The organism is Flavobacterium branchiicola (assembly GCF_018383905.1).
In the GTDB taxonomy this organism is placed as follows: Bacteria; Bacteroidota; Bacteroidia; order Flavobacteriales; family Flavobacteriaceae; genus Flavobacterium; species Flavobacterium branchiicola.
In genome coordinates this window covers 189,142-201,343 of sequence record NZ_JAGYWA010000001.1, presented here as the reverse complement: position 1 = coordinate 201,343, position 12,202 = coordinate 189,142, and the positions used below count along the sequence as shown (strand labels likewise).

The following is a 12,202-nucleotide window of genomic DNA, read 5'->3' as shown; positions in this document are numbered from 1 at the left end:
CAATGAAATATAATGATGTTGTAATATTTGAGAAGAATAAAGAATATAAATTTATTAAAGAGGTTGGTCAAGGAGGTACTGGGAGAACAATTTTAATGAAAGATGAAACAATTGAAGAAACATAGAATAATTTTAGAGATATAGACTATTTTTTTAATGTTTGGATTTGTAGCGTCTAAAAATCAATCTTTGGAAATTACAAATATTATTAATTTTCAAAAACTCAATTTTTGGAATAGAATCTCTCGTTATAATATTAAAACCGAAAAGCATTATAGTATGAATTCAGACTTGCCTTTAATAAACAGTGAAGACGATAAGTTAGGAAGATTTTCATTTGCAACCGAAATTGCTTCGGGGTTGGTAAAATCATTTAAAGATAATAACGAGAGTATTGTTCTAGGAATTAATGGAAATTGGGGATCAGGTAAGTCAACTTTAATTAATTTTATTATAAGCGAAATAGAGCGATTATCTGAAGAAAATAGTGCAGAAATCATAGTTCTTAAGTTTAACCCTTGGATGTTTTCTGGGCAAAAAGAACTTCAGGGTATCTTTTTGAAAGAATTAATTTTAAAGCTTGAAAATAATAAAGAAAAATTAAAAGGAATATCTAACAAGATAGCTGACTTCTTAGTTCATTTAAATTGGCTTAAATATGTTCATTCAGGTGCTGGTGAGATGGTGGCAGATGCTAAAACATTTTTAGAAGGACTAGGTAAGGAAAAAGACGTCTCGAAATTAAAAGAAGATATTGATCAGATATTAATAAAAGCCAATATTAAGCTATATATTACTATTGATGACATTGATCGATTAACCCCTTCAGAAATAACGGATATTTTTCAATTAGTGAAATTGAATGGTAATTTTGCTAATACAGTATTTATTCTTGCTTATGATCAAGGGATTGTTGCAGATGCATTAAAGCGACAATTTGGTGAAAATGGCAAAAAATATATTGAGAAAATTGTACAAGTCGATTACACACTTCCTTCAATTTCTAAACAAAATCTTTCAAGAATATTTATGGATAGTTTATCTTCTTTATTTTCTGAAACTGAATTAAAAGAAAAAATAAATGAATTTTCCGATACTATAAAGTTTTCTCCCTTTATTGGTTTTTTTACTTCATTAAGAGATATTTATAGATTTAATAATAGTTTAAAACTGAGACTTCCAGCAATTTATATTGATTTAAATGTAATTGATTTCTTATTAGTGGAATCTTTAAGAATTTTTAATTATAATGCTTACGAATTTGTTATTCAAAATAAAGAGATTTTTGTTTATCAAGAGGAAGGAACAGTTAGATTGAATGTTCCTAAGAATAAAGGATCAGTTTCTAATTTTATAACTCAGTTGCCTTATGATGATCTCACAAAACTAATTTTAAATAATCTCTTTGTACATGGTAATTCAGATTCTTTCAATTCAATTAATTCGCATGATTTAATAAGGGGAAAGAGAGTGTGTAACACTAATTATTTTGATAGATACTTTAATCTTCAACTTAGCTCATTTGACATACAAGAAGTAGTTTTTGAAAATTTTATAAATGGTGATGATTTAAAATCAAGCTTATCAACTTTGGAAAAGGTTTTAGTAGAGAAAAAGTTGTTTGGATTTTTAAATTGGGTAGAAATTAAAAGTAAGAATTCAGATTTAGATACAATTAAAAAAATAATTAGTCTATATCTACAATTTTCTAACTCAGTAAAATTTACTAAAGAATCTTTATGGGGACGTGATTCAGATTATTTGACAATTTTAAGGTTTGTTGTGCAAATGTTCAAAAGAATCCCTGATTTGAAAACTCGAAGAGAATTGATATTTAACTATTTTAAAACTTTTAAAGACGACTTTTCTTTTTCTTCTTTTTATATATCAGATCTTCTTTTATATACTAAGGATAAACTAGAAGATAAAGGGTTGTCTGGTAGTGGTTTGTTGAATATATTATTTGATAATGGCTTCGAATCTCTTGAAGAAAGGGGAGAAAAAAAGTTTGAAAAAGAAATAAAAAGAGTTCAAAATTTGAGTAGCCGATCGCTTTTTCAAAAGCAGGTTTTAGATAATGATTTTTTAAGTGAAGATGAACTTTCTTATATTTTAAATTTTGTCAAACAAAATCATAGTAAAATTTATACTGAGAGTTTCTCTTTATTAATTACTAGGGATGAAGATTTAATAAAACTTTTGTGGATGTCAATAAAAAGGAGTTATATGACAGTAAATGATCAAATTGGTTATCAGTTAGCTACATATCAATTTTTCCCTGGAATGAATCCTAAAAAAATCAAATCTAGATTAGCTAAAATTAACAAAAGTAGTTTGACGGAAGATGAAAATATAGTAGTTAATTTATTTTTGAAGGCTTATAAAGATGGTTTTCAGGAAAAAAGATATTATAATATAAAGACTTTAGATATTATGGAAGATTAACGTCTCAGGTCAAATTAATATGTGCGCGCGTGTATTAATTTGTTCTATACAAAAATGTCTTAAAATGCTAATCTTAAAACTTTTATGGTTTTTTAGAAAAAATCAGTTAGAAGATATTTGCAAGCACTTTCGAACAAAATATTTCGAAGTTCTTTTAAATAAATAGTAATGAAAAAATACCTTTTAATTTTTAGTACTGTAGCAATTTTACTTTCCTCTTGTAATAAATATGCTTCTACTGAAAATAATATAGCAGTAACAAAAAGTATTGCACATCCTAAACCTCCAAAAAGCTCCGGACCTCCTCGTATATTATTTATTGGAAATAGCCAGACAGAATATTTTGTAAGTGCTCCAATATTGTTTAAAGAGTTTTGCAACGCAAACAATCTGTCAGTCAATGTTGATCAATTAATAACTGTGGGTGTTTCATTGCAAAAAGTTTATGAAACAAACAAAACAGAAGCGAATCAAATTTTTTCCAACAGGGATAAAGATGGTAATTATTATGATTATGTAATTATTCAGGAGTCAACTACCGTGGTTTTAAATGAAACTGAAAATTTTAAAGCGAATGTAAAAATGATCGTAGAGAAAATACATAAAAATAGTCCGGATGTTGCGGTTTACATTTATCAGGGAATATCACCGGCATCTTATACAGATTCTGATTTTATGAAATACCATAATCAATTGCGCAAAAATGCCATTGCTGTTATGGGATTTATAAAAAACGCTGGTTTATTACGAGTTGGAGATGCTGTTAAAGATGCTTATGATGGCAAAGATGGTTATGAATATTTAGTAGCAGGTAAGGATAATTTACGCTACGGAAAACATACTCTTCACCTTATAAACGATGGTGGCTTTTTGCAGGCTGTTTTACTTTATGCTACTATTTTTAACGAAAAACCAATTATTCCCAAGAAACTTTTATTGATCACAGGAACCGGATATTTTGATAATCTAAGAAAACAAGAAGTTGTCAACGCAATAAGCAACCCAATCGCCTTAGAGAATATAGCTTTCGATAATCGTTAGTTTATTTTTATAGTATTTAAATGAGCGTAAAGTATAGAACTGTATATAAAAAAAGACTTGTTTAATTTTCGATGATTTCTATTTTTACAAAAACAACGCCACCTTTTTTGTTAGATGCAATATCCATAAATGCCTTTTTACTCAGGTCAATTTCTCTTCCATTTACAAATGGTCCTCTATCATTAATTATTACAATTACTGATTTTTTGTTTTCTTCGTTTGTGATTTTAAGTTTTGTGCCAAATGGAAGTTTTTTGTGAGCAGCAGTTAGTTTACTATTATCAAATCGTACTCCGCTTGCTGTTTTTCTTCCATTAAATTTATCATGATAGTAAGAGGCGTGAGCCTTTTCTTTATACAGTTTCAGGTTTTTGATTTGTATGTTTTCCTTTATTGAATCCTGGCATTCTTGTGCAGCAGCAGAAAGAGAAAAAAGGAAAACAATATATAGAAGTAGTTTTTTCATTTCTTAAAATTTGCGCAAAGAGAAGAAATTTAAATAGGTTGAATGCCTCTGGAAAGTTGTATTCATATCAGAAAAAGCCATATTTACATGATATTTTTTATCTTTAAAAATCAGATTTTTTAATCGGAATAGCTTTATCTTTGAGCTTGTAGAAAAATAATAATCATTATGGAACAGAAAATTCATCAGGGAAGAAACGTAAAACGTTTCAGAGAAATGCTTAACATAAAGCAAGAAGGATTAGCTTATGATTTGGGAGAAGAATGGAACCAGAAGAAAATTTCTATGCTGGAACAAAAAGAAGTGATTGAAGAAAATTTGCTTAAACAAATCTCAGCAATATTAAAGATTCCTGTTGAAGCTTTTCAGAATTTTGATGAAGAACAGGCGGTGAATATTATTTCGAATACGTTTAATATTGAAAAAGATGCTTTTATAGGAAATGCTAAGCCCGTATTTAACATCAATCCATTGGAAGAATTAAAAAAACTTCATGAAGAAAAGATCGCTTTGTATGAAAGGATGTTAAAAGAAAAAGAGGAGATGATGCAAAGGCTTGAAAAACTAATCAAATAAATAATTCGAAAAATTATTGCTTCGAATGCTGTAGCCTTCGTGATTACTATAAAATAAAAAAGCCTGAGAATTTATGTTCTGAGGCTTTTTTTATGTTTTCTATAGTTTGCTTTTTAAATCCATCATTCCATGAAGGATTCTTATTATTTCTATTTCGTCATTTGAAATAATAGAGTAGAAGATAATATGTTCGCCTGATTTAGCCATTTGTTTTTTTTCTTGCTTTTAAAATATCAAGATGTTTTTTAGCATCAAAATCTACCGCACGTCCACTTTCGATTCCATCATTGATTGCTTTTCTTAAAGCTAAAATTTTATTTTCCTCATCTTCTAAAAGACGAAAACCTGCTCTGATAACTTCACTTGCGTTATTGAATCTTCCATCATTTATACTGTGTTCGATAAAATTTTCGAAATGATTACCAAGTGATATAGAAGTATTACGTCCCATAATTTTTTTAGCTAAGCTACCAAAAAAATGCTAACTTCTTAAATGTTATTGATTTTTTTAAATGTAATATAACGTTCCAGTACTACAGCAGGTTTAGTAATAAATTAAGCCCATTCTTCGGATTTATAAATTATCCTAAATAAGAAACCATTTTTCCATTAAGCCAATTATTCAAATCTTTTGTAGTAGCTGTTATGCCTAGTATTTTTTGTACTTATAAAAAACAATTTGTCTTTGTGGTAAATTAAGTTTTACTATTCCACTTCTAATTCCTAAATAAACATTTTTCTCATCTATTATTGCAATTGAAGTTGGATACAGTCCACTCCAAAAAGCATCTTTGAATATCACTTCTTTTTTAAAGTTATCAATTCTGTAGAAGTTTTGATAACCAACAATATAAATGTTGTTTTTGTAAATGCTAAACGCTTCTGGCGAATCTTCAAAATGTATAATTTTTTTATAAGTGAATTTATTTTCCGAATAGTTTAGTTGATATAAATCTCCATAATTAAAGCTTCCATGCGCTAAACCTTCAATGAAGTAAATATTATTTTGAAATAGAAAAACAAATTTCAGGTTTCCTTCTTTGATAGCTATTTCACTTTGATTTTTATCATCAGGAATAAATATTAGTTTGCCTCCCCATTCTCCATGATTGCTTCCTATAAGTGTTCCATTCGAAATTTTGAGTATGCTTTTACTATTTGATTCGGCTTTATTGACTTTTAATTTATTATTCAAAATTTGCACGTCAAACCCATCTTTCGAATAATTGAGCTCGCGCTTTTCGGAACTATTTGATTTAGGTTGTTGTGTTTCCACAAAATTTGGAGGAACCATATTCTGACTACAACTTGACAAAGTAAAAAATAGCAAAAGCAATAAAATTATTTGATGTTTCATCTGATGTTCTTTTGCATTAGGTATAGCTAGTATATACTACTGACAACATGAGATATATCACTCTTAAATTGGGTACATATGTCTGATAAACGCCAAGGTATATTTATTATCAAATATATAATAACAAACTTATAAATCATCAAAAAGATTTTTAATTTGTCGAGTACTTTTTTTGTAATAACATTTTAGAAAATGGAGCCATCTAACTTTAAACTTTTCCTATTTTAAAATCATACTATTCAAATAATTTAACCAGTTCTCTTTATAACTATTCCCAATCGGAATTTCTACATGGTTTATTTCAATTTCATTTTTAGAATACGCATTCAGTTTCTTCGTATGGATAATAAATGAACGATGAATTCGAACAAAATCAGGATTCAGCAATTTCTCAAAAACTGAAATATTTTGTTTAATATGATACGATTTTTCGTTTTCAAGATGAATCGTAATGTAATCTTTCAGGCTTTCGATGTATAGAATTTCATCAAAGACAATTTTAATATTTTTATTGCCGCTCGTAACAAAAATATGATTGTCAGTTATTGTATTTGTGTTTTTTTTAGAAACTTGTAATTGCCTGAATTTTTCAATTGAAACAAAAAAGCGATCAAATGTAATCGGCTTCAAAAGATAATCTATTACGTTGAGTTCGTATCCTTCAAGGGCGTATTCTCTGTAAGCGGTCGTAAAGATTACTTTTGGCGGATTTTTCAGTTTTTTCAGAAAATCATTTCCTTTAAGCAAAGGCATTTCGATATCTAAAAAAATCAAATCGACTACATTTGTTTCCAGAAAAGTATACGCTTGTAAAGCATTTTCAAAAGAATCGATTAGCTCAAAACTTTCAAAATTTGCTAAATGCGAAGCAATTAATTCTCTCGCTAAAGGTTCGTCGTCGACAATAATACATTTGTGTTTCATTCAAAAAAGAATAAATAGTTACGAATTCTAAAAATCTAATTTAGCAGTTTTGGATTGTCTTTTGTAATTCTTGCTAAAACTTCTTTTCCGTTTTCATTTTCAGGATTTAGCTCGATAGATTTTTTATACATTTTTATAGCTTCTTCTTTTTGATTTATTTTTAGTAAAGACTCGCCATAACTATCATAGGCATTTGCACTTCCTGGATTTATTGTCAAATTCAACTTAAAAACTTCGGATGCTTTTTTGTATTCATTTTTTGTCAGTAATTGATAACCCCAGGTATTTAAGTCGTCTTCAGAATTATTGAAAGCTAAATCTGCTGCCTTTTCTTCGTTATTGGCTGTAATGGCATATGCTAAAGCACGCTCTTGAATTTCGGTTTTCTGTTTAGAAGTATTCGCATACATTTTTGCAATGGTTGTAATTACCAAAGGCGGATTTCCCATCCAGATTCCGTGACCGCAATCATTTGCCGTAATTCCGGTAACATTTTGATTATTGGCAACGTATTTTTTATGGCATTCTTTCCAGCGCTCGATTTCTTCAGGAGTTTTTAAAAAAGGAATTCCGTTAACAAAATCTACAACAGGAATATTTTGAGGAATCGAAATCTTGCTCATTATTTTGACAGTTTCCAGAATCGTTGCCGACATAAAATAAGTGCCTTTATTATTGATTTTCCATTGCGGAATCAATTTTTCTTGTTTTAATAACTCCTTTTCAATTACGCCATCTTCAAAATAATTATGATTCACATCAATCAGAACAATTCCTTTTACCAATTTAGGATGTCTTGAGGCATAAAGTTTGGAAAGATAACCACCGTAAGAATGCGAAACCAAGATTATTTCTTTATCGTAACCCAACTTTTTCAAACCAATTTCTAAATCTTCAATACTGCTCATAATACCGTGTTTCGATTCGTCAGTCTGCAAAGTATCAATAGTACTTTTGCCAAAACCGGCGCGGTCGTAAGTAATAAGAGTTGCGTTTGTAATTTCGGAAGTTTTGTCTAAAATCGAGTTCCAAACCGATCCGTCATTTCCTCCGCCGGAATCAAAAAGTATCGGAGCACCTTTTCCTTTTACAATCTTAAAATGTAGTTTATGATTTCCAACATCAACCAAAGTATCTATGGTTTTTGATTGCCCATTTGCAGCAATAAAAAAGCATAATAAAGAGATATTCAATAAAAGTTTCTTCATAGAATTAAAGCGTAAGATAAAGTTTAACGGCATATTTGGTTTGGGTTTCTTCAATTTCCAACTGATGCTTTTTGGGATATAATAAATCAAGTTGTTTTTGAACATTTATTAATCCAATTTTTGATTTGTCTGAGATTTTCGAAAACTCATTTTTAGGTTTTGTATTTTCAATGCTAAATATGATTTGTTGTTTTTTGCTTTCTAAATGCAGCCGAATTATTGCTTTTTCGGTTTCATTAATTACACCGTGTTTAAAAGCGTTTTCGATAAATGTCAGCACAATTAAGGGAGAAATTTTATTGTTTTCCTGAATGTCTTTGGTAAATAAAATATTCAGTCTGTTTTCGCTGTAGCGGAGTTTTTCCAGTGCGATATAATTTTCAATTAAAGCAATTTCCTTTTCGATTGATACATAATCTTCGTTGCAGCGGTATAAAACAAAATCCAGAATTTCAGATAATTTGGCAATAACTTCGGGTGCTTTATCGTCTTTTTTTAAGGTTAACGTGTATAAATTATTCAGCGTATTAAATAGAAAATGAGGATTTAACTGATTCTTTAAAACCTTAAGTTCCATTGATTTTTTTTCTTCTTCTAATTTTAAAAGACGTTGCTGTTTGCGGTTAAAACTTATAAAACCTAAAATAATAATGGGATAAGTGATAAAAGAAAACTCTCTTAAAATCAGTTTGCCAGAAGTCAGTCTTTCAGGAATTGTCATTTTATGACCAAGCCAGTCTGCAAAAAAATCAGGAAATTTTGGTTCCAGATAATAAAATTTTAAGATCATTAAAAGAGCAAAAACAAAGTAGATCCAGCCAACTGCAGCTAGAATAAAAAGCAGATATTTTTTCTCATTTAATGTTTCGGGAATGATAAAATAAATCAGACCGTAGCCAGCAGTTGCCTGCGCGATAATTTTAAAGGAATAAACAAAAAGAAACGGATAAGATCCTTCGTCATCAGACTTATTAGAATAATAAAAAAATAAAAAGAAAACCCAGTATAAAAAATGAAATGCGATTCTTTTTAAATCAAGCTTTTGGAGAAAATTCATAGCGTATTTTAATTGTGAGCAAGGTAATAAAATATAGAAGCAAGAATTATTATTCGCTATAAATAATGGGTTTTTGCCTTTAAAAATGGCATCTCAGCATACGAACTCACTTTTCATTTGTTTTACATTATTTGAATGCTAAAATGGCTTTTTTATCTGCGTAAGCAAATGCGCATTCAATATGAATTTATATTCGCTAAAAAATAATTATGATCAAACTTATTCTTTTACTGGTCGCATTTCTCTGCAATGCGCTAAAATGAAAATCTTTAAAATAAAAACTAAAACCGAATGAAAAGTAGAATTAAAAATGGCATTGGAATTCTGATTTTAATGAGCGCAGTAAATTTATTTTCGCAAGAAAGTAAACAGGAAATTAAATACGATACAACTTCAAAATTAATAAAACCCACTTTGTTTGCCGATTTGGGCGAGACTTGCCAAACTCCCGACGGGATGGCATTAGATAAAAACGGGAATTTATTTCTGTCAATCACTAATCCGATTACATTTGATAAATACGGGAGCAAAATTCTAACGTTTGATAAAAACGATAAACCGATAATTTGGTTTGATAAACTGCCATTGCATCCTGTTACTAAAAAAGTGCATCCGATGGGAATGGAATTTGGACCTGACGGAAATTTATATGTTATGGATAATCAAATGTTTGCCGATAAAGAAAATTTTTCAAGATTGATCCGTATCAATGTAAAAGCCGGAAAGCCTTTAAATGCCGAAGTTGTAGTGGAAGGTTTTAATTTTGGAGAAGCGGTAAGATGGTCAAAAGATCGAGTTTATATAACCGATGCATTATTTGAAAATAGAAGAGAAAGCGGAATTTACAGTTTTTCGTTAGCGGAAGTAAACCAAAAAAATATTGTTTTGAATTCATCAAACAAAGAAAAATTTCTGGTTGCCACTTTTACACTCAAACCAACTGTGACAAAAAGAACGATAGGAATTGACGGAATTGCTTTTGATAAAAAAGGCGATTTGTATGCAGGAAATTTTGGCGACGGCGTTATTACTAAAATTGAGTTTTTTAAAGATGGAAAAGTAAAATCTAAAAAGGTTGTTTTTGATTCGGAACAGTTAAAATGTTGCGATGGATTTTATTATGATACAAAACGAAATTCTATTTTTATTGCCAATTATGATAACAATAGTGTGCATCAATTCAATTTAGACACCAATACAATTTCTCTAATTTGGGAAAATGGAAATGAAAATGGAGCAGACGGACAATTGGATAATCCTTGTGAAACTATTATTTATAAAGGAAAATTATTGGTTGTGAATTATGATACTTTTAAAGGAGAAAAAAATACAGAAATTGATAGTTTTCATACTATTTCAAGTTTTGAATTGTAAATTCAGATAACTAAAATAGATTTTTCTTAATATAAATTGATTTGAAAAAAAGCCTGTAAAATCATCTGATTTTGCAGGCTTTCCTATTTTAAAACGGAACATGTTTTTTACAAACAATAGTATTCATTTTAGTCTATTTCGATGTATTCAGATTGTCCTTTTTCGTTTCCATTTGTGAGCCATTGCCAGTTCAAAGCCAGTTTTATTTTGGAATTCTCGGTCAAAGTAATTTGTGCTACAGCTTTACCAGCTTTCAATTGATTGTCTGTTGTCAGACATTGATACAGCATGTTTAATTGATCATCCTTTAATTCAGCAATAATTTTTCCGTATTTTACGGTGCCTCCAAAATAGTCAGCAGTTACAAGGTTTTCTTCTTGCTTATAATTAAAAATGGTTTCGGTATTTACTTGTCCGTTATCGGTATTTTGAATGAGAGCAAATCTTTTATTATTAAAATCAAATGGATTCATTTTGTTGGTTGGTTTTATTCTGATTTAGTATTTAGTTTCTTTTTGCGGAGTTTTTGAAGATGTAAAAAACTGAAAACACAAAAACAATTATATAAATAACAGCCAGTATTGGTTTTTCAAATTTTAGATGCTCAAAATCGAATTGCTTATACAAAACGACACCTAGAATAATTGCGATAATCCAAAAAGCGAATAATATAGATTTTTTATTTTCCATGTTATTAGTGTTTTACAAATTTAACTTCATTGTTTGTTTTTAGTTTATGTGATTTTTACTACTAACGAATATAGGAAATATTATCAGGTCACAATTTAAAATAGTGTATTTTTTGTACATTTAATCGCTGAGAAAAGTACTTTAAGAATGAAATTATACATCAACAATCAGCATTTAATACATACGATTGAATATCCCGAAAGATATCGGGCAGAGAATTTGTTCAAAAGTGCTCTGGTTGTTTTTGTGACTCTTTCTGTTTTTCTTCTGTTGTTTACGCCATTTGGAGTATACGAGCCCGAGCACAAAATGAATTATTTCTTTATTTGTGCGCTGCATGCATTTTCTCCTGCCTTGATTCTCTTTGTTTATTTCTCTATTCTGAATTATTCAAGAAAATTAAATACAACCGAAAATTGGAATTTGCTGAAGGAATATATACATATCGGAACTTTTCTGGTTTTGGCCGGAATTGCTAGTTTTTTAATGCGTGATCTTATCTACAATAATGATGGTAATTGGTCTTTGCGCTATTTATGGGAAGAAATTAGAAATTGTTTTGTTGCGGGAATCTTTTTTTACTTTTTTCTCAGAGTAGTAAGTTTCTATTTTCAATCGCATAAAGATTCGCCGTTTGTTCTCCATTTTAAACCACTTAAAGTTGAACCGGAGAAAAAAGTCATAGAATCAGTGGTTTTTATTCAGACACAGGTAAAACAAGATGATTTTAGCCTGGATACAGACAGTTTGTTGTTTGTAAAAGCGGAAGGGAATTATATTGTATTGACAAAAATGATCAACGGTAAAATTGAGACCGAATTAAAAAGAATTTCATTAACCCAATTTGAAAATCAAATTTCGGCTTGTTCTTATTTTTTTAGATGTCACAGAGCCTATTTAGTAAATATGTTTAAGGTTCAAAAAGTAACTGGGAATTCGCAAGGTTATCTATTGTCTTTTGAAAATACTACCGAAAAAGTTCCGGTTTCAAGAAAACAACTGGATAATTTTAATAGTTGTTACGAACAACTCAGACATAAGGGTTTAGCTTAAACTTGTTCCTC

13 protein-coding genes are annotated in these 12,202 nt (G+C 29.4%); 6 read left to right on the top strand and 7 right to left on the bottom strand.

Annotated features, from left to right (window positions below):
- The first annotated feature begins 2 nt into the window (after positions 1–2).
- The 3 genes from KHA98_RS22980 to KHA98_RS00865 all read left to right on the top strand — a co-directional run bounded on the left by KHA98_RS22980 (position 3) and on the right by KHA98_RS00865 (position 3,486).
- Positions 3–125 (top strand): hypothetical protein, encoded by a 123-nt coding sequence (locus KHA98_RS22980; RefSeq protein ID WP_262898981.1) that lies wholly within the window; start codon positions 3–5, stop codon positions 123–125.
- A gap of 64 nt (positions 126–189) precedes the next feature.
- Positions 190–2,445: a KAP family P-loop NTPase fold protein gene (locus tag KHA98_RS00870; protein WP_213254423.1), complete on the top strand. Its 2,256-nt coding sequence runs from the start codon at positions 190–192 to the stop codon at positions 2,443–2,445.
- Between the two features lie 168 nt (positions 2,446–2,613).
- On the top strand, positions 2,614–3,486 hold the full coding sequence (locus KHA98_RS00865; RefSeq protein ID WP_213254421.1) for a hypothetical protein: 873 nt from the start codon (positions 2,614–2,616) through the stop codon (positions 3,484–3,486).
- Between the two features lie 61 nt (positions 3,487–3,547).
- Here the strand turns inward: KHA98_RS00865 and KHA98_RS00860 are convergent, their stop codons facing one another.
- A complete protein-coding gene (locus KHA98_RS00860) occupies positions 3,548–3,952 on the bottom strand; it encodes a septal ring lytic transglycosylase RlpA family protein (RefSeq protein ID WP_213254419.1) in 405 nt (134 codons plus the stop codon).
- 168 nt (positions 3,953–4,120) lie between these two features.
- Between KHA98_RS00860 and KHA98_RS00855 the strand changes: the two genes are divergently transcribed.
- A complete protein-coding gene (locus KHA98_RS00855) occupies positions 4,121–4,528 on the top strand; it encodes a helix-turn-helix domain-containing protein (RefSeq protein WP_213254416.1) in 408 nt (135 codons plus the stop codon).
- 199 nt (positions 4,529–4,727) lie between these two features.
- Here KHA98_RS00855 and KHA98_RS00845 read toward each other — a convergent pair whose 3' ends face one another.
- The 5 genes from KHA98_RS00845 to KHA98_RS00825 form a co-directional block, all read right to left on the bottom strand.
- A complete protein-coding gene (locus KHA98_RS00845) occupies positions 4,728–4,979 on the bottom strand; it encodes a type II toxin-antitoxin system ParD family antitoxin (protein WP_213254412.1) in 252 nt (83 codons plus the stop codon).
- A 198-nt stretch (positions 4,980–5,177) separates the two neighbouring features.
- The gene (locus KHA98_RS00840; RefSeq protein ID WP_213254411.1) at positions 5,178–5,885 is read right to left on the bottom strand and encodes a hypothetical protein; all 708 of its coding nucleotides are present in this window, start codon (positions 5,883–5,885) and stop codon (positions 5,178–5,180) included.
- Between the two features lie 219 nt (positions 5,886–6,104).
- Positions 6,105–6,809, bottom strand: a complete 705-nt coding sequence (locus tag KHA98_RS00835) for a LytR/AlgR family response regulator transcription factor (RefSeq protein WP_213254409.1) — start codon at positions 6,807–6,809, stop codon at positions 6,105–6,107.
- A gap of 35 nt (positions 6,810–6,844) precedes the next feature.
- Positions 6,845–8,017, bottom strand: a complete 1,173-nt coding sequence (locus KHA98_RS00830; RefSeq protein WP_213254407.1) for an alpha/beta fold hydrolase — start codon at positions 8,015–8,017, stop codon at positions 6,845–6,847.
- A gap of 4 nt (positions 8,018–8,021) precedes the next feature.
- On the bottom strand, positions 8,022–9,074 hold the full coding sequence (locus KHA98_RS00825) for a sensor histidine kinase (protein WP_213254405.1): 1,053 nt from the start codon (positions 9,072–9,074) through the stop codon (positions 8,022–8,024).
- 291 nt (positions 9,075–9,365) lie between these two features.
- Between KHA98_RS00825 and KHA98_RS00820 the strand changes: the two genes are divergently transcribed.
- The gene (locus KHA98_RS00820) at positions 9,366–10,448 is read left to right on the top strand and encodes an NHL repeat-containing protein (RefSeq protein ID WP_213254403.1); all 1,083 of its coding nucleotides are present in this window, start codon (positions 9,366–9,368) and stop codon (positions 10,446–10,448) included.
- Between the two features lie 128 nt (positions 10,449–10,576).
- Here KHA98_RS00820 and KHA98_RS00815 read toward each other — a convergent pair whose 3' ends face one another.
- Positions 10,577–10,921, bottom strand: a complete 345-nt coding sequence (locus KHA98_RS00815) for a hypothetical protein (protein WP_213254401.1) — start codon at positions 10,919–10,921, stop codon at positions 10,577–10,579.
- A gap of 364 nt (positions 10,922–11,285) precedes the next feature.
- On the opposite strand from KHA98_RS00815, the gene KHA98_RS00810 reads away from it, so the two are divergent.
- Complete coding sequence (locus KHA98_RS00810; RefSeq protein ID WP_213254399.1) at positions 11,286–12,191, top strand: LytR/AlgR family response regulator transcription factor; 906 nt, start codon at positions 11,286–11,288, stop codon at positions 12,189–12,191.
- Positions 12,192–12,202 lie beyond the last annotated feature (11 nt).